Raw genomic sequence first — 19,766 nt, 5'->3', positions numbered from 1 at the left:
CTAAATCAGGATATTCAGCGCTGCCAGGCGCGACAGGTCCTCGGGTCGATCCACATCCCACAACGCAGGCAGCACCGCCGGGGGCCAACCCAGCTGCTGCAGGCGTTGCAGGGTCAAATCGAACACCTGCTCAGTGCCCCACGGCATGTCACTGAACAGCGTCGGCGCCATGCTCCGCAACCCCAGCAACACATAACCGCCATCCTCGGCCGGGCCAATCACCACCGACTGCTCCTGCAAGGCGCGGCAAGCCGCCTGCAGGTAAGCACCGTCAAGGGCCGGGCAATCATTGCCAATCAGAATCACTGCATCGCTGTCCGCCAGCCCCAGGGTGGCGATACGGCGCATGCGCTCCCCCAGATCCCCCACTGGCTGCTCGACCAAAGTCCATGCCTGGGCATCAGCCAGCGCCTGCAACTCGGCACCGGGCAGATCATCGAGCCACAGAAAGCGCTCAGTAAAGCCACTGGCCGGCAACTGCAAGGCGCGCTCCAACAGGAGCTGCTGCAAATCACAAGCACCCTGGGCACCCAAAGCAGGAATCAGCCTGGTCTTCACTCGCCCGGCCACGGGGGCACGCGCCAACAGATGCAAGGAAATCGAGAGGCTCATAGCAGTGATCCTCGACGGTACTGACGAGCCAGCTTGTCCGGGCTGACGCCACAGTAATAAGCCAAACGCAGGCACCACATGAGCATTACGGTACGCCATATACCGTGCTGCTCCCAGCGTCTGCTGGAGGTCGACAATGGCGGGCGCAGGCAGCGCGGGCGCGCTTGCACCTTGAGCTGGCGACATAGCTGCAAGTCTTCCATCAGCGGAATTGGGGCGTAACCGCCTAACGCGACAAAGGCCGCCCTACGTACAAAAATACCCTGATCCCCAGAGGCAATACCGGTCAGCCGCGAACGCAGGCTGATCATCGCGCCAATCACACGAAATGCCAGGCCTGGACCGGAAAGACGCACATCAAAGCGTCCCCACAGCGGCCGCTGCTGCAACACATCCAGCAAGCGCCGCAGCGCAGGGCCACTGATCCGTGTATCGGCATGCACAAACCACAAGTACTCTCCTTGCGCATGTGCAGCGCCAGCATTCATCTGCAGCGCACGACCGGGTTCGCTCTTGAGCACCTGATCAACCCGCCCCTGCGCCCGTTCAACGGTGCCATCACTGCTACCACCATCAACCACGATCAGCTCAGCCCCCGCCGCCCGCAACTCGGCCAGATCATCCAGTAGAGCGGGCAAGGCCTGCGCTTCATTACGCACCGGAATCACAACGCTAAGCAGCGGCGTCATCCGCGCACCTGCGGCTCGGCCGTCGTTGGTGCACGTTCGTCTGCTCCAAACGCGGCGCTGCTGTCGTGCATCTGCTCCTGCACCACCTCTTCAGCCACGCGCGGATCAAGGGCCGCGGTCAGCGGCGAGCTGGTGGTGCTGTCAGGCATGGGGATATGGTGCAGCGGCGCGTCTTCAACCTGGTGCAGGTGGGTCACCCGCTCCGGCCTCACGCGCAGCACCAGGATCAGTGCACAGCCGCAGACGAAGGCATACAGCATATTGGCGCCGAGAAAGCGCATCAGCACGCCCGCCAGCAGAGGCCCGATACTGGCACCAACGCCGAAAGTCACCAGCAACATGGCTGTCAGCGAGACGCGCCGTTCGGCCTCGACATGGTCGTTGGCCAGTGCCACCGCCAACGGGTAAAGGCTGAACTGCAGGGCACATACCAGAAAACCAACGACGAACAGTAACGCCAGGTTCGCCTGCGGCAGGAGCGCCAGAGGCAGCGCAGCCAGCGCCAGCAAAGCGGCACAACCACGAATCAGCCGCACGCGGTCATGCCGATCAGACAGCCAGCCGAGCGGCCACTGCACCAGCAGGCCGGCAATGATGCAGCAGCCCATAAACAGACCAACCTGCTCAGTGGACAGGCCCATGCGCGTGCCATACAGCGGTGCCAAACCGTAGAACGAGCCAATCAGCAGCCCAGCCACCACGATGGTGGTTAACGACAGGGGAACTCGCTCGATAAAGAAACGCATCTCCAGCGGTGCCGGATGCAGCGGCGCCGGGTGCAGCTTGCGGGTGAGCGCCACCGGCACCAGACACAGGGCAAAGCACAGCGCCACCAGCATCAGCAACTCAAGGCCCAGAGCAGGATGCACCACCAGCACCAGTTGACCGAGGATCAAGCCCAGGTAAGAGGCGCCCATGTAACCGGCAAATACCTGGCCACGCTGACTGGTATCTGCCTGCTCATTGAGCCAGCTCTCGATCACCATGTACTGGCACATCATGCCCAGGCCCACCAGCATACGCAGCAGCAGCCAACTGGGCAGCCAGTCACTCAGGCCATGACCCAGCACGGCGGCCGTGACCACCCCGGCACAGGCCACATAGGCGCGGATATGTCCTACCCGGGCGATCAGCCGATGCCCCAGTTTGCCCCCCAGCACCAGCCCCAGGTAGTTGGCCGCCATCAGCGCACCAACCCATAAGCCGTCCGCCGTTTCGGCCAGACGCAGTGCCAGATAAGTACTCAGCAACCCTGAGCCGAGCAACATCAACAGGGTGGCGAAATACAGCGAACTGAATGATTTGAGAATCACAGACATGAGGCGGCACTTGGCTCCGTTCAAGGCCGCCGAAACAGACTCGACAACCGACTAGGCGTGGGCCGCCAGCACGCGACGCTCCCACGGGGTAATTTCATCAAAGAAGCTGGTGAGCTCCATCGTCTTGCTGGCAATGTAGCCTTCGATGAACTCTTTGCCGAACAGTTCCGGCGCCAGCGTACTGCGCTTGAGACGCTCAATCGAGGCATGCATGGTACAGGGTAGCGCCAATTCGTCTGGCACTTCGAACTCCCCCTGAATCGGCGCACTGGGCTGCAGCTGCTGCTCAATCCCATACAAACCCGCAGCCAGACTTGCCGCCAGCGCCAGATAGGGATTGGCATCAGCCCCCGGCAGACGGTTCTCCACCCGCCGCGCCACCGGTGAACTGGCAGGAATGCGCAGGCCCGCGGCGCGATTATCCTCTGACCAGCAGGCATTGTTCGGCGAAGCATAAGGATGGCAAAGACGCTGATAGGAGTTCACATGCGGGGCAAATAGCAGGGTGAAATCCGCCATGGCCGCCTGCTGGCCGGCAATAAACTGGTAGAACGCCGGCGTCGCCTGACCATCGGCCGCACTGAAGATATTCTGCCCACTGCCCTGCTCCACCACACTCTGGTGAATATGCATGGAACTGCCGGGCGTGTGTGCCAACGGCTTAGCCATGCACACCACAGTGAGGCCATGTTTGAGGGCGACTTCCTTGAGCAGGTGCTTGAACAGAAAGGTCTGATCCGCCAGCAGCAGCGGGTCGCCATGCAGCAGGTTGATTTCAAACTGACTGACGCCCATCTCATGCATAAAGGTATCGCGCGGCAGCCCCAAGGCGGCCATGCACTGATACACCTCATCAAAGAAGGGGCGCAGGCCATTGTTGGAACTGACACTGAAAGCCGACGCGCCATCCTCACGCCGCCCATCCAGACCCAACGGTGGCTGGAATGGCTGCAGCGGGTCGGCATTACGGGCAAACACGAAAAACTCCAGTTCGGTCGCCACCACCGGTTGCCAGCCATGGCTGGCATAGCGCGCCACAACCTGCTTGAGCAGGCCACGGCTCGACAAACCGGAACTGCGCCCATCCAGCTCATCAGCATCGCAGATCGCCAACGCCCGCGGTTTGCCACTCCAGGGTAAGCGGTGCACCTGCCCTGCCACAGCATTCAACGCCAGGTCACCGTCATCACTGCCGTAGAAGCGTGCCGCCGGGTACCCCCCCATCATGCACTGCAGCAACACCCCGCGCGCCAACTGCAAACGCCGCCCCTCGAGAAATCCCTCCGCCGTCATCACCTTGCCGCGCGGCACGCCATTGAGGTCCGGCGTTACACATTCAACTTCATCAACACCACACAGTAGCTCAGCCAGGGCGGTGCGGTCGAGGGTACTCATTTGCTTTTGTCCTTATTGATGCAAGAGGCCGTCGTCAAACGGCGAAACGTACAAAATACGCATCAGCCGTTCGATATTTCAAGCAAAGCACGCAGCAGCAGCTGGACTCTTCTCGTTCCCAATCATATTTATCGATTAACTGGATAGTTTTAATCATCAAGAAAAACGCCAAAGGTGAACGAAAAGTCGCCTTAAAAACATCTCAACTAATTGATTTATATAAATATAAACTCACTATCGATCACATCGATGATTACCATGCTCCAGCTGCACTTCTTCATCAAATTTTCATACGTATCATGGGCCCCGTACTCACTTACTACCCGCCCTTACGAGGAGCCTGAACATGAAAAAGCAAATTCTTACTGCCCTTATCCTGAGCAGCCTGTCGATCAACGCATTTGCCCTGCCACAGAACAACCCGCAGCCGCTGCTGGGTGAAAAGCAGGACAGCAGCGTCAAAACCCTGATGGGTTTTGGTAACAACCTGCAGACTGAAGGGGGCGCGGATCGAGTTCACGAACGCCAGCTGGAGCGTCTGCGCGTTGCCGAAGGTGGCGCTGACCGCAACCACGAGCGCCAAATGGATCGCCTGCGTGTTGCCGAAGGCGGTGCTGACCGCGTTCACGAACGCCAGCTGGAGCGTCTGCGCGTTGCCGAAGGTGGAGCTGACCGCAACCACGAGCGCCAAATGGATCGCCTGCGTGTTGCCGAAGGCGGTGCTGACCGCGTTCACGAACGCCAGCTGGAGCGTCTGCGTGTTGCCGAAGGTGGCGCTGACCGCAACCACGAACGCCAAATGGATCGCCTGCGTGTTGCCGAAGGCGGTGCTGACCGCCTGAGCGAGCGCCAGCAGCAGATGATGCGCACCAGCTAAACAACACTCGCTAAAACGCATAAAGCCCCCACTTGGGGGCTTTATGCGTTTTACGCCTCCAGTTGCGCCAGGCGCTCTTCCAGCGCTGCTATACGAGCTTCGAGTGCGTCTATACGAGTTTCCTGCGTAGCGCCTGCACTTGACCGCTGCGGCTCACTGGCGCGAGCCTCAAGGATGACCTGTAAATCTGCCGGGTCACCCAGCACGTGCATATAACGCTCTTCGCGCTGGCCACTCTGGCGCGGCAGTAGACAGGCCAACTCGCGGCTGATCAGGCGCTCTAGGTGGTGCTGTACCTGCTCGGTGTCATCAAAATCATGCATGCGGTTACTGCGCGTCAGCAGCTCATTGAGCGTCTGCGGGCCGCGCAGCAACAGCAGGCCGAACAACGCCACCTGAGCAGCCACCAACTCCAGCGCCTTGTCGGCACGATGTTCCCAGCGATCGGCGCGACTGCCCATAACCAGGCGTGCCATACCACGCCCTTCAAGGCTGCGCAGCGCCTGCCCGACCTGTCCGGCAGCCAGATTCATCACCGGTTCACGGCTGGTTTTCTGATTGCAGGCCAGCACCAACGCATTGAGAGTCAATGGATAAGCTTCCGGCGTGGTCAACTGTTTCTCGATCAGACAGCCCAATACCCGCGTTTCCACAGCGTTCAGGGTTTCAATAGCTGCGGCCTGGGTTTCCTCGTTAGACATAACCACCTCGTTACTGACAAAGCCTCTAACCTAGCCCAGCTGGCGGCCGGTTGGTAGACATGTGTACCACTGGGCAGCGCAACCTGGCCGGCACGTGTAAAAGCGGATCATTGTGATAGAGTCGCGCGCTATTTTTCAGCGTGGCCCTGCTTTACCCCCGCGAAAACTTCATAACGCTTACTGCAACCCTGCCTCCGGCGCCTGGCCACAAGCCATTACGCCCAGAAGGAAGCGCAGGCTGCCCGCCCTGATAGAGATCCCTGTCATGACCGCTGCCCAACACCCACTTATACAGCTGCTCAATCGCACCAGCCTGGTACTGCAAATCGTCATCGGCCTGTTGGCCGGTATTGCTCTGGCGCTGTTTTTTCCAGCAGCTGCCGCCAGCGCCAGCTTCCTCGGCACGGTCTTCGTGTCAGCGCTGAAGGCCGTGGCACCGGTGTTGGTCTTGGTGCTGGTGGCAGCGTCCATCGCCAACCACCAGCAGGGCCAGGAAACCCATATCAAACCCATTCTGCTGCTGTATCTGCTCGGCACTTTCAGCGCTGCGCTGATCGCCGTGGCGGCCAGTTTTGCCTTTCCCTCGAGTCTGACCCTGGCCAGCAACAGTGCTGAACTGTCACCCCCTGGCGGAATTCTCGAAGTTCTGAAAACCCTGCTGCTTAATGTGGTGGACAACCCGATCAATGCCCTGCTCAAAGGTAACTTTATCGGTATCCTGGCCTGGGCCATCGCCCTGGGTTTTGCCTTCCGTCATGCCAGCCCAAGCAGCAAACAGATGCTCGCCGACCTTTCCGCCGGCGTGACCAGCATCGTCAAGCTGGTGATCCGTCTGGCACCTCTAGGGGTCTTTGGCCTGGTAGCCGCCACGCTGGCTGAGTCCGGCATGTCTGCCCTGCTCGACTACCTGCACCTGCTACTGGTGTTGGTGGGCTGCATGCTGTTTGTGGCCCTGGTGGTCAACCCGCTGATCGTCTTCAGCAAGATTCGTCGCAACCCTTATCCGCTGGTGCTGACCTGCCTGCGCGAAAGCGGTATTACCGCGTTCTTCACCCGCAGTTCGGCCGCCAACATCCCGGTCAACCTGCAGCTGTGCCAGCGCCTGGGCCTGCATGAAGAGACCTACTCGGTGTCGATCCCTCTGGGTGCGACCATCAACATGGCCGGTGCAGCGATCACCATCACCGTACTGACCATGGCTGCTGTGCACACCCTGGGTATCGCCATCGACCTGCCAACAGCCCTGCTGCTCAGCCTGCTCGCCTCGATCAGCGCCTGCGGTGCATCCGGCGTGGCCGGCGGTTCATTGCTGCTGATTCCACTGGCTTGCAGCCTATTCGGCATTCCTAATGAGGTGGCCATGCAAGTCGTGGCGGTCGGTTTTATCATCGGTATCGTGCAGGATTCGGCGGAAACCGCGCTGAATTCCTCCACTGACGTCCTGTTTACGGCAGCTGCCTGCCAGGCTGCTCAGCCACGCAGCTAACCCCAGCCGCGCACCAGGCCTGTTCCAGCAGTAGGCCTGGTTTATCACCGGTTATCCCTGCGGCGTTTGCCTGACCGAACGATTACGGTAGGCTTTGCCGCTTCTTTATAAGGAGCAATGCCCATGGCCCGCGCTACTGCCCGTCACATCCTGGTTGCCACTGAAGACAAGTGCAACGAACTGAAAGCTGCCATCGAAGGCGGTGCCGACTTCGCCCAAGTCGCCAAAGACAACTCCAGCTGCCCATCCAGCCGCAATGGCGGTGACCTTGGCTCGTTCGGCCCAGGCCAGATGGTCAAGGAATTCGACACCGTGGTGTTCAGCGCGCCGATCAACGTGGTGCAAGGCCCGGTGAAAACCCAGTTCGGTTATCACCTGCTGGAAGTCACCAGCCGTCAGGACTGAACCATTGTGTTCGCTGGGTCTTTTTGGCCCAGCACAGTCAATCCGGCGTGTTACTGGCGCGCGTTTCGCCAGCGCGCCTGCAACCAACCGCCCGCGACATTCAACAACAACCCCAGCATCACCAGCAGTGCACCCAGCCACTGCAAGCCGCCCAACCGCTCATCCAGCAGCAAAGCCGATGACGTGATGCCCACCACCGGCACCAGCAGCGAGAACGGCGCCACCTGGCTGGCCGGATAACGCGACAGCAAACGACTCCACAGGCCATACCCCAGAATGGTCGCACCGAACGCCAGGTAACCCAGCACCCACAGACTGTTCAGGTTAAAGCCTCGCAGCGCAGCCTCGATCGTTTCAGGGCCCTCCAGTAGCCAGGACAAGGCAAAGAACGGTAACGGCGGCACCAGGCTGCCCCACACCACCAACCCCACCAGATTCACCTTGCCCAGCTTGCGCGTGACGATATTGCCCAGCGCCCACATGGCCGCCGCGCAAAGCGTCAGGAGAAAACCAGCGAGGGTCATCAAGCCATTGCCCTGTGCACCGATCAGCAGCAAACCGCAGGCCGCCACCAGTAGCCCGAACAGGTTGACCAGGCGAAAGCGCTCGCCCAGCAGCAATACAGCAAACAGCAAGGTAAAGAACGCCTGCGATTGCAGCACCAGCGACGCCAGCCCGGCCGGCATGCCGACCGCCATGGCCGAGAAGAGGAAGGCAAACTGCCCCAGCGAGATGGTCAAGCCATAGGCCAGCAGCCAACGCAGGGGAATCTGCGGGCGCTTGATAAACAGCACGGCCGGAAAGGCTGCCAGTAGAAAACGCAGGGCGCCCAGCAGCATCGGCGGCATCTCGTGCAGGCCGATCTTGATCACCACAAAATTCATGCCCCAGACGACGATCACCACCAGGGCCAGCAGTAAATCCTTGGGCTGCATAAGCGCTCCGGATTAATCAGTCAGTGCTTATTAAAGCGGCCAACCACGCCATCACGCCCATACAGAAACCCGGCAAATAAGCCGTACAGCGCATCACTGATCGGCAGATTGCTGCGCCACAGGTGCCGCAAACGTCTCGAAGGGCTAGAATCGCAGCCTTTCGTATTTATTTCGGAACTTGCGCCGCGCGAATGAAGCCATTTCTAACGCGCAATCGCCGACGCGCAGCAGGCCCGAAATTCACCTATTAACCCGCAACGACGAGATAACCCATGGGCGCTCAGTGGAAAGCCAAACCTAAAGAAGCCGCGGCCAACGCCAGAGGCAAAATCTTCGGCCGCCTGGTCAAGGAAATCATGATCGCCGCCCGCAACGGCGCCGACCCGGACCTGAACCCCAAGCTACGTCTGGCCATCCATCAGGCGAAAAAAGCCTCGATGCCCAAGGAAACCCTCGAGCGAGCGATCAAGAAAGGCGCTGGCCTGCTAGGCGACACTGTGACCTTCCACTCTGCCACCTACGAAGGCTTCGCCCCGCATCAGGTGCCAGTGATCATCGAGTGCCTGACCGACAACATCAACCGCACTGTGGCCGAAGTCCGCGTGCTGTTCCGCAAGGGCCAGATGGGCGCCTCCGGCTCGGTAGCCTGGGATTTCGACCATGTCGGCATGATCGAAGCCAGCACCGAGAGCGACGCTGACCCGGAAATGGCCGCCATCGAAGCCGGCGCTCAGGATTTCGAGCCAGCCGATGAAGGCAACACCCTGTTTATCACCGAACCGACCGACCTCGACGCCGTGTGCCGCGCGCTGCCGGAGCAGGGTTTCAGCGTCAACTCGGCGAAAATCGGCTACATCCCGAAAAACCCGGTGAGCAGCCTGACGGCAGAACAACTGGAAGAAGTCGAAGCCTTCCTCGAAGCCCTCGACGCTCACGATGACGTGCAGAACGTCTACGTCGGGCTTTCCGGCTAACCCCAGGCTGTCCAGACCCGCTGTGCAGGAAGCGCAGCGGGTCCACGAACGGCACGATGCAATGTGCGCAGTTCGTCGATTCGGCCGATTAACCACTGCCCGCGACCGACAAAGCGGGTAGAATCGCCGCCCGCCGCGCCACCCATGCCCGGCGTGTACACAAGGACGTCGTCACACAGGAGTTTTACCGTGCACAAGTTTCTGATTCTGGCCGCTTGCCTGCTGCTCGGCGCCTGCGCCAGCAACCCGCAGACGACCTACCAGCAAGAGGTCAAGGCGGGCAAAACGCCAATGGCCAAGAGCGCCCTGGAAGCCATCCACAACACCCAGGCCATCCCTCTGCCGCTCAACCCTGGCCTGCTGGCACCGCAATGGCCGATCAGCGCCGACGAGCCGCGCCTGGACTTCGGCAGTTCGATCTCCAACTACCGGATCTTTTCCCTGCAGCTGAAAAAAGGCGAGCGCTACACCCTCAATGTGCATTCGCTGTGCAACGAGCCGTGCATGGGTGTCAGCAAATACGCCCTGAAACCGCGCGCCATGCTGCTGGACGCCTACGGCGCAGTGATTGCCGACAAACCCTCGCGCGCCGAAGCCGTGGTTGGTCAGATCAGCCTCAGCTGGGATGGCGAAGCCGCCGAAGACGGCACCTACTACCTGCTGGTGGCCGCCGACAACGACGACATCGGCCAGACCATCGTGATCGACGATGTCTGGGTCAACAACTCGCCCCTGATGGCGGTCAAGGTGGGCATGAACAGCTCGCCATTTGGCAAAATCAGCGCTTTCTCCAGCACCCGCAAAGACTGAACACACCGCCCTGGCGAGCTGCAATGGCTCGCCAGGCAGCGCCCCTCACACTAAAAAACTGCTCAACCTACCCACAACGGGTGCTACGCGCCCCACTTATTGATCCACCGCAAGACCCTCTGCCCGCAGCGCTTTAGCCTATGCCGATGACATCCATTGCCATCGACGAGGTCCCCATGAGCATCACCTCTGCCAGCATCTGCGCCGCCGCCGACCAATTGCAGGGTTTTGTCGGTTTCAACGCCAAGACCGGACGCTATATCGTGCGTTTCTCCGAAGATTCCTTCGGCCTCGACGTGCTTGAAAAGAGCATCACGCCGACCTGCGAATTTGTCTGGCGCGCCTTTGACGGTGAGCTGATGAACCTCGACCGCACGCGCCTGCAACTGCTGCTGGAGCAGAACATCGATGAGCGCCTGAACATCAGCGAACCGCTGCGGGTCTACGTGCGCCGCAGCGATATGCCGGAAATCAGCGCCGAGCGTCGACGCCTGAACGCTTGAGCGAATGAGTAGGTGGCCGAATCGACCCAGGGTTGTTCACTTACACCCTCACAGCGGCTGCCCGTAGCAGACTAAGCTCGTCTGGCCAGATTCACTCGCCCAGGAGCCTGCCGATGTTCGATGTGCTGATCAAGAACGCGCTGTTTTTCGATGGCACCGGAGCACCCGGCGTCGTACGTCACCTCGGCATTCGTGACGGCAAGCTGGCCTGCATCAGCGCCAGCGCCTTGGATGAACAGGACTGCGGGCAGGTGATCGATGCGCAAAACCGCTGGGTAACCCCCGGTTTTATCGACATGCACACCCACTACGACGCCGAGCTGGTGGCCGCCCCTGCGCTCAAAGAATCGGTGCGCCACGGCGTGACCACGGTGATGATCGGCAGCTGCTCGATCAGCATGGTGCTGTCCGGCGCGGAAGATTGCTCTGACCTGTTCACTCGCGTTGAATCGGTGCCGCGTGAGCATGTGCTGCCACTGCTCCAGGCGCGCAAGACCTGGAACAGCGCCAGCGAGTTCGCCGCCTTTCTCGATCAGCATCCGCTGGGGCCAAATATCTGCTCCTTCCTCGGCCACTCCGATTTGCGCGTCGCCGTGCTCGGCCTGGCGCGCGCGGTAGACGCCCAGGTACGCCCCAGCGAAAACGAGCTGCAACAGATGGAGCGCCTGCTCGAAGAGGCGCTGGATGCCGGCCTACTCGGCCTGTCGAGCATGACCAACCCCTGGGACAAACTCGACGGCGAGCGCCAGCGCTCGAAATCCCTGCCCTCGGTGTATGCACCCTGGGCCGAATACGCGCGACTGAACAAGATCCTGCGCCGCCGCGGGCGCATTCATCAGGGCGCGCCGAACCTGGTGACCAAGCTCAATGTGCTGGCCTTTCTCTGGGACAGCATCGGCGGCTGGTGGCGCAAACCGCTGAAGACCACCCTGATCACCCTGATGGACGTCAAAGCCGATCCGTGGCTGGCACCGGTCCTCGGCCCATTGACGCGCTGGATCAATCGCCTGAGTAACGCTGACTTCCGCTGGCAAACCCTGCCGGTACCGTTCGAAACCTATGCCGACGGGATGGAGTTCGTGGTCTTCGAGGAATTCCCCGCCGGCCAGGCCGCCCTTCACCTGGCCAACCACGATATGCGCAGTCAACTGTTCCAGGACCCGGCCTACCGCCTGCGCTTTCGCCAGGACGTGGAAAAGAAATTCGGCCCGAGGGTCTGGCACCGCGACTTCGACGACGCCTGGATCGTCGATTGCCCGGACGCCAGCGTGGTCGGTAAAAGCGTTGGCGAACTGGCCAAGAGCCGCGATGAACATCCTGCCGACCTTTTTCTCGACCTGCTGGTGGCCCACGGCCCGCGCCTGCGCTGGCGCACCCTGATCGCCAACCATCGCCCCGAGGTGGTGGAAAAACTGGTGTGCGAGCCGAGCACCCTGATCGGCTTTGCCGACTCCGGCGCGCATATCCGCAATATGGCTTTCTACAACTTCGGTCTGCGCTTGCTCAAACTGGTACGCGACGCCGAACTGCGCGGGCAACCGGTAATGCCGATCGAAACAGCCATCTGGCGCCTGACCGGTGAGCTAGGTGAGTGGTTCAATATCGATGCGGGCACCCTCTACGAAGGGGCCAGGGCTGACCTGGTGATCATCGACCCGGCGGCACTGGATGAATCCCTGGCCAGCTACCAGGAAGCACCGATGGAGGCCTTCGGCGGCCTGCAGCGTATGGTTAACCGCGGTGCGGCAGTGGACGCTGTGCTAATCAATGGCCGCGTGGCCTTCCAGAACAATCAGTTCGCCAACGACCTGGGGCAGGCGCGCGGTTACGGTGAGTTCTTGCGCAGCCGGGGCTAGATGCGACCTACGGTGCACCGAGGCGGCACCAGGCTGGCATAATGCGCGCCGCACTGCCCGGTCACGCGACCCCGGGCCGGTATTGGAAGGACTCTAACCGAAATGCCCCGCATGCTTGTGCAGGTGGCCTGGCGCTGGCTTTGCGGCCTGCTGCTGGCCAGCCTGTTAACCCCGCTAAAGGCCGATGAAAACGGTTCCCTGCGCTATCCACGCAGGGCCGATGGCGATGAATTTCGTTCCGTCTATGCCCTGGCTCAGCTGCAGCTGGCACTGGACAAAGCCGGCAGTCCGCTGCGCCTGGAGCCTTCGCACTACAGCATGGAGCAGGAGCGCGCACTGGTTAACTTGGAGCGCAACGCCCACCTCGATGTTGCCTGGAGCATGACCAGTGTTGAGCGCGAGCAGCGCTTGCTGCCGGTGCGTATTCCGCTGGACAAGGGCCTGTTCGGCTGGCGAATTGCCCTGCTGCCCAAAGACCGCGCGCAGTTGCTCAAGGATGTACATAACCTGGCTGACTTGCGCCGGTTCTCCGCCGGCCAGGGCCATGACTGGCCAGACAGCGCGATCCTGCGCAGTCATGGTTTACCGGTCAAGGTTTCCTCAAGTTATGGCAGCCTGTTTCGCATGCTGCAGGCGCAGCGCTTCGACTACTTTCCGCGCTCGGTGATCGAAATCTGGGATGAGCTGGAGCACCCCCGTGGGCGGCATCTAGTTGCCGACTCACATGTGCTGCTGCACTACCCTACGGCGCTGTATTTCTTCTTCTCACGCCAACGTCCGGACCTGGCCGAGACCGTACGCCAAGGTATGGAAAAGGCAATTGCCGATGGATCCTTTGAACAGCTGTTTCAACAGCACTTCGCCGCCAGCCTGCAACGCGCGCAACTCGAACAACGCCAGGTGATCGAGCTGCGTAACCCCTTGCTGCCTCGCGCGACGCCCTTGCAGCGCCGCGAGCTGTGGTTCAGTCCGGCAACCCTGCAGCGCTGACCGGCGCCGCCAGGGTGGTTTGCACAGCATTGCGGCTGTGCGCCCCGAAGCGTTTGAACAATTCCACCAGCACCTGCTCCAGTACGGGATCGGCCTGCGCCAGGGCCAATTGATTACCGCCGCTGAAACCTGGCGTAACCGCTGGCTTGCGTGCCAGCCACTGGCCGATCAGTTCATCGAAACCATCGGCGCTGGCGTAGGCCTCAGCCGCCACCACCTGCTGTGCATAGTCCACTGAGAAAGCCGGATAACTACTGCCTGCCGGGTTCTCGGTATAAGCCTGCAGCAACGCTGAATCGGCATGCTCACCCATCAACTGCTGCATGCGCTGCAGCTGGTACTCCTCAATGGCCGTGTGCCGATCCGCCACACGGGCGATGGCTGCCAGACGATCTTCGGGATAGCCGGCGGCGCCTTTGAGGGCAATCAGCATGAGCTCTGCCGTGCTGAAGCCCGGCACCGTCTTGGCGTGATAGGGCTGGGTCAGGTCCTGCATGTAATGCAACGCCCAGCCAAGGAAACGATAACCCCAGTAGTCATGCCCACTGGCCAGGGCCAGTCGCGCCAAGCCACTGTACTGGTAGATGCGCCAGTGCGGCAGCGTGCGACGCAGGTAGGGCGCCGCCTGAAACACCAGCTCCGGCTCGTGGTAATAGCCAATATGGAACGGCGCCTGGGAGGAATACTCGAAGCGTGCATCGCCAAAGGGCTGCGCGCCAAAGTTGTAGTGCGCGCCGACCTCGCCCGGATTGTCACTGAACAGGTTGATATCGTGACCATAATCCGGCTCATCGGCAGCACTGCTCAGCACCTGCACGGCATTGACCGCCTCCCCCGGCTGCAACGCCAGGTAGCGCCAGTGGCTCCAGGGGCCGATCTTGCGAAACACCAGCACCTGCTCGGCTTTCAGGCGTGGCCGGGCATCATCGGCCTGCCCTGGCAATTGCTGAACAAAGCCGGCCAGACGGATCTCCGGGTTGACCCGCAGCGCGTGCAGAAACGCCTGACGGCGCTGCTCTGGCGAGGTGCTCGCAGCATCGAAGCGCAGATCATCCGGGCGCACTGGATAATCCGGGAAATGCACGCGAGCAAAAGCCTCCTGCTCATCCAGCAGTTGCTCGATGGCGACAGCCTGCGTCTCGATAAAAGCCTCCAGCGGCTCATATGTGAGGTTGCGTTGTAACTCCGGCAGGTTCTGCAAGGCCAATTGGCTGCCCAGCGAATGGTTGGACCAGGCCAATGCACTCAACGGCTGGCAAGCCAGGCAACAGGCAGATAACAACAGCAGCAATGGCTTCACGGCAACTCCAACAGCAGGCGGCAGTACGAAGATGCGTAGCCTAACGCCAAAGCATCCACCTGGCACTGTCGTATCAAGTCACACCATTCACCAATCGAGCAGCCAGCCCCCACCACAACACTCTGCACCGCCCATGACTTGCAGCGCCGTACCATCACCTGCGACCCTTGCCATATGCATTACCGCCAACTCCCCACCGCACTCACACCCCTGGCCGACAAGTTCTACCGCGCCCAACGCTCGCCCATGCGTACCGCGCCTGGCGCGCAGGTCTGGGTCGCGGAACACACGGCAATCGTCGCTGCCCTGTGCCTGCAACCGGTTGCCCATGGTCATTGGCTGACCAGCCTGCTGGTGGCGACACCACAACGCGGCCAGGGCCTGGCCCGCCAGTTGATCGACACAGCCCAAGCCAGTTGCCACACGCCGTTGTGGCTGTTTTGTCACCCACAGCTGAGTGCGTTCTATCAGCGCCTCGGATTTGCCCCCGCCGATGACTTGCCGCTGGTTTTGGCTGAGCGTCTGGCCCGCTATCAACGCAGCAAATCCTTGCTGGCTTTTACCCGCTAAATGCACACAGCCATACAACTCCTAGCCTGGAACGCCCGTACCAGAAGGCATAGACACCACTCGGCAGATAGTGGCGCATACTGGCACTTTGCTTAATTTTCCTATTGCTATAGTCAGGTAAAGCTCTGCATGCTTGCCCCATAACAATTACAAAGCTGGCTTATTCCTATGCGAACACCGCGCGTGCTCAGGCGCCTGCGTAACGACTTTCAGCTGTCCATCATCACGCTGATGGGCCTGTTTGGCGTAATTGGCATTACCCCCTACGCCGTTTACCGTCTGGCCACTGGCAATTATCTGGTCGGTTCGGCGGACAGCATCATCGTCACCTCCACCGTCCTGGCCGTGATCTATGCCTGGCGAACGGGCGACACGATCAAACCAGGGATTTACCTGGCCACCATCTTTTCTATCGGCGCCACCCTGATTGCGGTCAACCTGGGCGTCAACGGCCTGTTCTGGATCTACCCGCTGATCCTCTTCAACTTCTTTATGGTATCGCCAGGCAAGGCCTTGATTGCCACCATTCTGGTGCTGATCAGTCTGGTCACCTATGGGCAGCTCAACCCCAATGCGGTATTCGAGAGCGACTACCAGATGGTGTCATTTCTGGTCACCAGCATGATGGCCAGCACCCTCAGCTTCATTTTTGCCTACCGCACCAACAATCAGCGCGACCAGTTGCAGCAATTGGCCATTCATGACCCGCTGACCGGCGCACGCAACCGCCGCGCGATGAATGAAGAACTGAAGATCGCCGCCTCCACCTACCGTCGCCATGGCAACACCTACGGCGTGCTGATCATGGACCTAGACCACTTCAAGCGGATCAACGACAACTACGGCCATCAGGCTGGCGACCAGGTACTGGTGGATTTTGTCGAGCTGATCAAAAGCTCGTCACGCAAGGAAGACCGCCTGTTCCGCTTTGGCGGTGAAGAGTTCCTCCTGCTGCTGCCCAATACCGAAAGGGGCGGTCTGCTGGCGGCCGCGCAACACCTGCAACAGCAGATAACCCAGCACCTGCGCGGGCCCGGCGGCGCAGTGACGATGTCCGTTGGCGGGGCCATCCTGCGGCGTGACGAACACTGGGAAGACATGCTGCAACGCGCCGACCAACGCCTATACCGCGCCAAGAGCGCCGGGCGCAACTGCATCATCATTGATGATGGCGCACTGGCCGGCGATGCCCTGTCCGTAAACTGAACAGTCGTTTACGCCCTGCTCTCCAGAAAAATCTGCATCAGCGTGCGACTGGCCTGTAACAACTCGGGCCAGTCTCTGTCTATTGGCCACACCATCTGGAGAGCACCGCCATGCACAGACGTTCATTACTCAAGGGAATGGCCCTGCTGCCAGCCCTCCCCCTGCTCATTCACGCTCCCTTCAGCCTTGCGCAAAGCATTGCCAGCAGCGTGACACCTCTCGACAAACCGCACCGTGACTGGCGCGATCTGCTGACGCCCGAAGCCTATGCCGTGCTGTTCGAGGAAGACACCGAAGCCCCAGGCAGCAGCCCGCTGAACCAGGAAAAGCGCGACGGCACCTACCTGTGCGCCGCCTGCTACCTGCCGCTGTTCGCCAGCCAGGACAAATATGAAAGCGGCACCGGCTGGCCCAGCTTTACCCAGCCGATTGCCGGGCATATGGGCACCAAACGCGACTTCAAGCTGTTTTTCCTTCGCACCGAGTACCACTGCGCACGCTGTGGTGGGCACCAAGGCCATGTCTTCGATGACGGCCCGAAACCGCGTGGCGAACGCTGGTGCAATAACGGCGTGGCCTTACGCTTTATCCCCCAAGGCGAACCTCTACCCGAACTGCGGAGCTGAACATGACTGCCATCTCCACCTGGCGCCGCCGTCTGCTGGCCAGCGCCATCCTCGTTTTCGGCGGCCTGCTGGCTGCCTGCGAACCTACAGCCGCGCAGGCGCCACAGCCACAAGCTACCCAACAAGCGGTGGCCAACCCTGGCGTGGCGATCTTTGCCGGCGGCTGCTTCTGGTGCACCGAATCTGATTTCGACAAGATGCCTGGGGTGATTGAAACCACATCCGGCTATATCGGTGGGCATGTCGAAAACCCCACCTACGAACAGGTCTCGGCCGGCACCAGCGGGCATATCGAAGCCGTTCGCGTGCGCTTTGATCCGAGCAAGACCAGCTATGCCCAACTGCTGGAAGCCTTCTGGCCAACCATCGATCCGGTTACCGCCAATGCCCAGTTCTGTGACCGTGGCCCGCAGTACCGCAGCGCGATCTTCTACAGCAACCCCGAAGAACAGCAACTGGCCGAAGCCTCGAAGGCGGCCCTGGACAAATCCGCCCGCCTGCCTGGCCCAGTGGTCACGGAGATTCTCCCGGCCAGCACCTTCTACCCCGCCGAGGACTATCACCAGGATTACCACCAGCGTAACCCGCTGCGTTACAACTACTACCGCCACGGCTGCGGCCGCGACCAGCGCCTGGAGCAACTCTGGGGCAAGAAACAGTAAACCGCCGCCCATCAGTTGCCCCTCGCGCTGGCTGATGGCGCTGTATTCAGCCGCTGATACCAGGATGCGGCAGTCTTCGTATCCGCTATGGTTGAGCTCACCTCTGTTGCAGTGAGCTCACCATGGCACCGTTGAAACCCCTATTCAAACTCACCTCGCTGATCGCCCTGGGCGGTTGGCTGATGCTGGTCTGCCTGCCGTTCTGGTCCTATACCGATGAACTGGTGCTGGGGCTTAGCGTGGTTCTGCTGGCCATCATCTATAGCTGGCTGCTGTTTGTCGCGATGCGCCAACGCCCAGAACCGGGTAGCGGCAGGCCCGGTTTCTTCAGCCTGGACGGCGTGCTCTCACTGCTGCGCCAACCCACCGCCGCGCTGGCCGCCTGGGTGCATATTCTGGCGTTCGATCTGATGGTGGGGCTGTATATCCGCCACGAAGGCGCCATCGCCGGCATCAGCCACTGGGCACTGCTGCCCTGCTATGTGCTAACCCTGATGTTCGGCCCACTGGGGCTGCTGGCGTTTCTGGCGCTACGCTGGGGATTGGCAGTGGCCGTTTGAATCAACGGCTGCGCTGCTGGTACTGGGTACTCTGCCCAGGGTACTGCTGCACTCGATAGCCGTTGGGGTATTCGATGCTCTGCTGAATCCCCCCGCGACTTTCCACCGAATGGCTGTCATAGCGTTGCTCATGGCGCTGCAAGCCGTCAGGCAAGCGCTGCCCGCCATAGAGGTTATGGCTTTCGATGGTCTGCGAACTGCCGATGCTGCCACTGGCACCTGGGCTGATGTAGGTTTTCGGAATGACCCGCAGAGTCTGCGGGGTCTGTTGCTCGGCATACAGTGGCGTCACCAGTAACAGCGCCAGAAAAGCGAGCACAGCTCTGCACATTTTCATCACAACCTCAGCGCCATCGGCGCGCAGCGAACCTGAAGATTTGGCAACAGCTGCCCACCCGCGGTTCCACCCGTTGCTCCGCCAAGACTGACGCGAGCGGTTTAATTGCTCAAATATCAAGCAATCATCCGCGAATCACGAAAAAGCACAAGCGCCCTAAGCAGGAAGACACCCTGTAAACCCGCCGTGCGGTTTCGCGATGCCCGTCCCGCTTAATCTGTGGAGCATTTATTACTATCACCGGCTGTGTACTCTTCAGAGCATCGCCAGCCCAATGCCTATCCGTATCGCTCTACTGCTTCTCGTCTGCCTGCCCGAGCTGGCGTTTGCCGAGCAATTCATCTGCCGGGTGATGACCATCAGCGAAGGCGACACCTTCAATTGCCTGACGACTGACAACAACAGGCTGCGGGTACGCCTTGCGGAAATTGACGCGCCGGAAAGAAAGCAGCCCTATGGCGCCGAAGCCAGGCAGGCCCTGTCGGAGCTGATAGTGGACAAGCAGGTGCTCCTGCATGTGCAAGAGGTGGACCGCTACGGCAGAACACTGGCGCGTGCCTTCGTCGGCGGCATCGACGTGAATTACACCCTGGTCGCCCAGGGCGCCGCCTGGGCCTATACCAAACAGCTGAAGGATCATCGGCTCAAAGATGCCGAGACGCTGGCCAGAAACATGGGCAAAGGCCTCTGGCAGCTTCCCGCAGAAGACATCGTCGCACCCTGGGACTGGCGCTACGCCGGCAGAATTGCCGCACCAGAAAAAACCAAGCCGAGTCGAACGGCGTCGTTCTCCCAGTTTGGTGGCGGTTAACGGATTGGCTAAACCAGATGGTGCCGGTGAGAGGAATCGAACCCCCGACCTTCGCGTTACGAGTGCGCTGCTCTACCTACTGAGCTACACCGGCGGTGTCAAACGACTCACCGCCCCGCACGGCAATGTGGGGGCGTTTGCT

General features: G+C 60.7%; 22 protein-coding genes and 1 tRNA gene. 14 read left to right on the top strand and 9 right to left on the bottom strand.

Going from position 1 to position 19,766, the window contains the following annotated elements; translation table 11 throughout:
• The 4 genes from IOD17_RS05445 to IOD17_RS05430 are packed head-to-tail and all read right to left on the bottom strand — an operon-like array spanning position 1 to position 3,913.
• Positions 1 to 612 (bottom strand): TIGR04282 family arsenosugar biosynthesis glycosyltransferase, encoded by a 612-nt coding sequence (locus IOD17_RS05445; protein ID WP_233684057.1) that lies wholly within the window; start codon positions 610 to 612, stop codon positions 1 to 3.
• Entirely contained in the window at positions 609 to 1,301 is a 693-nt protein-coding gene (locus tag IOD17_RS05440) for a TIGR04283 family arsenosugar biosynthesis glycosyltransferase (protein WP_233684056.1), read from the bottom strand. Before IOD17_RS05440 ends, IOD17_RS05445 begins: the two co-directional genes overlap by 4 nt.
• Positions 1,298 to 2,620, bottom strand: a complete 1,323-nt coding sequence (locus IOD17_RS05435; RefSeq protein WP_233684055.1) for an MFS transporter — start codon at positions 2,618 to 2,620, stop codon at positions 1,298 to 1,300. The genes IOD17_RS05440 and IOD17_RS05435 overlap by 4 nt, the downstream gene beginning before the upstream one ends.
• A gap of 51 nt (positions 2,621 to 2,671) precedes the next feature.
• On the bottom strand, positions 2,672 to 3,913 hold the full coding sequence (locus tag IOD17_RS05430; protein ID WP_233684527.1) for a glutamine synthetase family protein: 1,242 nt from the start codon (positions 3,911 to 3,913) through the stop codon (positions 2,672 to 2,674).
• Positions 3,914 to 4,361: 448 nt separating this feature from the next.
• Here IOD17_RS05430 and IOD17_RS05425 point away from each other — a divergent pair, with 448 nt between their 5' ends.
• The gene (locus IOD17_RS05425; RefSeq protein WP_233684054.1) at positions 4,362 to 4,892 is read left to right on the top strand and encodes a phage infection protein; all 531 of its coding nucleotides are present in this window, start codon (positions 4,362 to 4,364) and stop codon (positions 4,890 to 4,892) included.
• A 50-nt stretch (positions 4,893 to 4,942) separates the two neighbouring features.
• Here IOD17_RS05425 and IOD17_RS05420 read toward each other — a convergent pair whose 3' ends face one another.
• The gene (locus IOD17_RS05420; protein ID WP_233684053.1) at positions 4,943 to 5,593 is read right to left on the bottom strand and encodes a YceH family protein; all 651 of its coding nucleotides are present in this window, start codon (positions 5,591 to 5,593) and stop codon (positions 4,943 to 4,945) included.
• Between the two features lie 265 nt (positions 5,594 to 5,858).
• On the opposite strand from IOD17_RS05420, the gene sstT reads away from it, so the two are divergent.
• On the top strand, positions 5,859 to 7,079 hold the full coding sequence (gene sstT, locus IOD17_RS05415) for a serine/threonine transporter SstT (RefSeq protein WP_233684052.1): 1,221 nt from the start codon (positions 5,859 to 5,861) through the stop codon (positions 7,077 to 7,079).
• 123 nt (positions 7,080 to 7,202) lie between these two features.
• Entirely contained in the window at positions 7,203 to 7,484 is a 282-nt protein-coding gene (locus tag IOD17_RS05410; protein ID WP_233684051.1) for a peptidylprolyl isomerase, read from the top strand.
• A gap of 50 nt (positions 7,485 to 7,534) precedes the next feature.
• Here IOD17_RS05410 and IOD17_RS05405 read toward each other — a convergent pair whose 3' ends face one another.
• Complete coding sequence (locus IOD17_RS05405) at positions 7,535 to 8,419, bottom strand: EamA family transporter (RefSeq protein WP_233684050.1); 885 nt, start codon at positions 8,417 to 8,419, stop codon at positions 7,535 to 7,537.
• 272 nt (positions 8,420 to 8,691) lie between these two features.
• On the opposite strand from IOD17_RS05405, the gene IOD17_RS05400 reads away from it, so the two are divergent.
• From IOD17_RS05400 to IOD17_RS05380, 5 genes are all read left to right on the top strand, one after another.
• Complete coding sequence (locus IOD17_RS05400) at positions 8,692 to 9,393, top strand: YebC/PmpR family DNA-binding transcriptional regulator (protein ID WP_233684049.1); 702 nt, start codon at positions 8,692 to 8,694, stop codon at positions 9,391 to 9,393.
• A gap of 189 nt (positions 9,394 to 9,582) precedes the next feature.
• A complete protein-coding gene (locus IOD17_RS05395; RefSeq protein WP_233684048.1) occupies positions 9,583 to 10,203 on the top strand; it encodes a hypothetical protein in 621 nt (206 codons plus the stop codon).
• Between the two features lie 176 nt (positions 10,204 to 10,379).
• Positions 10,380 to 10,706, top strand: a complete 327-nt coding sequence (locus IOD17_RS05390) for a DUF2025 family protein (protein WP_233684047.1) — start codon at positions 10,380 to 10,382, stop codon at positions 10,704 to 10,706.
• A 113-nt stretch (positions 10,707 to 10,819) separates the two neighbouring features.
• Positions 10,820 to 12,562 (top strand): N-acyl-D-amino-acid deacylase family protein, encoded by a 1,743-nt coding sequence (locus tag IOD17_RS05385; protein WP_233684046.1) that lies wholly within the window; start codon positions 10,820 to 10,822, stop codon positions 12,560 to 12,562.
• Between the two features lie 102 nt (positions 12,563 to 12,664).
• Entirely contained in the window at positions 12,665 to 13,552 is an 888-nt protein-coding gene (locus IOD17_RS05380) for a transporter substrate-binding domain-containing protein (RefSeq protein WP_233684045.1), read from the top strand.
• On the opposite strand, the gene IOD17_RS05375 is transcribed toward IOD17_RS05380, so the two are convergent.
• Complete coding sequence (locus IOD17_RS05375; protein WP_418904249.1) at positions 13,527 to 14,852, bottom strand: phospholipase; 1,326 nt, start codon at positions 14,850 to 14,852, stop codon at positions 13,527 to 13,529. The genes IOD17_RS05380 and IOD17_RS05375 overlap by 26 nt on opposite strands.
• Positions 14,853 to 15,026: 174 nt before the next feature.
• Here IOD17_RS05375 and IOD17_RS05370 point away from each other — a divergent pair, with 174 nt between their 5' ends.
• From IOD17_RS05370 to IOD17_RS05350, 5 genes are all read left to right on the top strand, one after another.
• On the top strand, positions 15,027 to 15,422 hold the full coding sequence (locus IOD17_RS05370; RefSeq protein ID WP_233684044.1) for a GNAT family N-acetyltransferase: 396 nt from the start codon (positions 15,027 to 15,029) through the stop codon (positions 15,420 to 15,422).
• A gap of 168 nt (positions 15,423 to 15,590) precedes the next feature.
• Entirely contained in the window at positions 15,591 to 16,628 is a 1,038-nt protein-coding gene (locus IOD17_RS05365; RefSeq protein ID WP_233684043.1) for a GGDEF domain-containing protein, read from the top strand.
• A 110-nt stretch (positions 16,629 to 16,738) separates the two neighbouring features.
• The gene (msrB, locus tag IOD17_RS05360; protein ID WP_233684042.1) at positions 16,739 to 17,254 is read left to right on the top strand and encodes a peptide-methionine (R)-S-oxide reductase MsrB; all 516 of its coding nucleotides are present in this window, start codon (positions 16,739 to 16,741) and stop codon (positions 17,252 to 17,254) included.
• A 2-nt stretch (positions 17,255 to 17,256) separates the two neighbouring features.
• The gene (gene msrA / locus IOD17_RS05355) at positions 17,257 to 17,916 is read left to right on the top strand and encodes a peptide-methionine (S)-S-oxide reductase MsrA (protein ID WP_233684041.1); all 660 of its coding nucleotides are present in this window, start codon (positions 17,257 to 17,259) and stop codon (positions 17,914 to 17,916) included.
• A gap of 122 nt (positions 17,917 to 18,038) precedes the next feature.
• The gene (locus IOD17_RS05350) at positions 18,039 to 18,476 is read left to right on the top strand and encodes an ABA4-like family protein (protein WP_233684040.1); all 438 of its coding nucleotides are present in this window, start codon (positions 18,039 to 18,041) and stop codon (positions 18,474 to 18,476) included.
• Position 18,477: 1 nt separating this feature from the next.
• Here IOD17_RS05350 and IOD17_RS05345 read toward each other — a convergent pair whose 3' ends face one another.
• Positions 18,478 to 18,813 carry a hypothetical protein gene (locus IOD17_RS05345; protein WP_233684039.1) on the bottom strand — a complete coding sequence of 112 codons (336 nt, stop codon included), beginning with the start codon at positions 18,811 to 18,813 and terminating at the stop codon, positions 18,478 to 18,480.
• Between the two features lie 274 nt (positions 18,814 to 19,087).
• Between IOD17_RS05345 and IOD17_RS05340 the strand changes: the two genes are divergently transcribed.
• The gene (locus tag IOD17_RS05340) at positions 19,088 to 19,624 is read left to right on the top strand and encodes a thermonuclease family protein (protein ID WP_233684038.1); all 537 of its coding nucleotides are present in this window, start codon (positions 19,088 to 19,090) and stop codon (positions 19,622 to 19,624) included.
• A gap of 18 nt (positions 19,625 to 19,642) precedes the next feature.
• On the opposite strand, the gene IOD17_RS05335 is transcribed toward IOD17_RS05340, so the two are convergent.
• Positions 19,643 to 19,718: transfer RNA gene (locus tag IOD17_RS05335), tRNA-Thr, on the bottom strand.
• Between the last annotated feature and the right edge of the window lie 48 nt (positions 19,719 to 19,766).

It is taken from the genome of Pseudomonas anguilliseptica (assembly GCF_021375795.1).
Taxonomy (GTDB): domain Bacteria; phylum Pseudomonadota; class Gammaproteobacteria; order Pseudomonadales; family Pseudomonadaceae; genus Aquipseudomonas; species Aquipseudomonas anguilliseptica_A.
This window is presented reverse-complemented; position numbering and strand designations above follow the sequence as displayed.

Excerpts from the sequence above, each read along its gene's own strand:
- IOD17_RS05445 (WP_233684057.1), bottom strand. The coding sequence starts at position 612 with ATGAGCCTCTCGATTTCCTTGCATCTGTTGGCGCGTGCCCCCGTGGCC.
- IOD17_RS05440 (WP_233684056.1), bottom strand. The coding sequence starts at position 1,301 with ATGACGCCGCTGCTTAGCGTTGTGATTCCGGTGCGTAATGAAGCGCAG.
- IOD17_RS05435 (WP_233684055.1), bottom strand. The coding sequence starts at position 2,620 with ATGTCTGTGATTCTCAAATCATTCAGTTCGCTGTATTTCGCCACCCTG.
- IOD17_RS05430 (WP_233684527.1), bottom strand. The coding sequence starts at position 3,913 with ATGACGGCGGAGGGATTTCTCGAGGGGCGGCGTTTGCAGTTGGCGCGC.
- IOD17_RS05425 (WP_233684054.1), top strand. The coding sequence starts at position 4,362 with ATGAAAAAGCAAATTCTTACTGCCCTTATCCTGAGCAGCCTGTCGATC.
- IOD17_RS05420 (WP_233684053.1), bottom strand. The coding sequence starts at position 5,593 with ATGTCTAACGAGGAAACCCAGGCCGCAGCTATTGAAACCCTGAACGCT.
- sstT (WP_233684052.1), top strand. The coding sequence starts at position 5,859 with ATGACCGCTGCCCAACACCCACTTATACAGCTGCTCAATCGCACCAGC.
- IOD17_RS05410 (WP_233684051.1), top strand. The coding sequence starts at position 7,203 with ATGGCCCGCGCTACTGCCCGTCACATCCTGGTTGCCACTGAAGACAAG.
- IOD17_RS05405 (WP_233684050.1), bottom strand. The coding sequence starts at position 8,419 with ATGCAGCCCAAGGATTTACTGCTGGCCCTGGTGGTGATCGTCGTCTGG.
- IOD17_RS05400 (WP_233684049.1), top strand. The coding sequence starts at position 8,692 with ATGGGCGCTCAGTGGAAAGCCAAACCTAAAGAAGCCGCGGCCAACGCC.
- IOD17_RS05390 (WP_233684047.1), top strand. The coding sequence starts at position 10,380 with ATGAGCATCACCTCTGCCAGCATCTGCGCCGCCGCCGACCAATTGCAG.
- IOD17_RS05385 (WP_233684046.1), top strand. The coding sequence starts at position 10,820 with ATGTTCGATGTGCTGATCAAGAACGCGCTGTTTTTCGATGGCACCGGA.
- IOD17_RS05380 (WP_233684045.1), top strand. The coding sequence starts at position 12,665 with ATGCCCCGCATGCTTGTGCAGGTGGCCTGGCGCTGGCTTTGCGGCCTG.
- IOD17_RS05370 (WP_233684044.1), top strand. The coding sequence starts at position 15,027 with ATGCATTACCGCCAACTCCCCACCGCACTCACACCCCTGGCCGACAAG.
- IOD17_RS05365 (WP_233684043.1), top strand. The coding sequence starts at position 15,591 with ATGCGAACACCGCGCGTGCTCAGGCGCCTGCGTAACGACTTTCAGCTG.
- msrB (WP_233684042.1), top strand. The coding sequence starts at position 16,739 with ATGCACAGACGTTCATTACTCAAGGGAATGGCCCTGCTGCCAGCCCTC.
- msrA (WP_233684041.1), top strand. The coding sequence starts at position 17,257 with ATGACTGCCATCTCCACCTGGCGCCGCCGTCTGCTGGCCAGCGCCATC.
- IOD17_RS05350 (WP_233684040.1), top strand. The coding sequence starts at position 18,039 with ATGGCACCGTTGAAACCCCTATTCAAACTCACCTCGCTGATCGCCCTG.
- IOD17_RS05345 (WP_233684039.1), bottom strand. The coding sequence starts at position 18,813 with ATGAAAATGTGCAGAGCTGTGCTCGCTTTTCTGGCGCTGTTACTGGTG.
- IOD17_RS05340 (WP_233684038.1), top strand. The coding sequence starts at position 19,088 with ATGCCTATCCGTATCGCTCTACTGCTTCTCGTCTGCCTGCCCGAGCTG.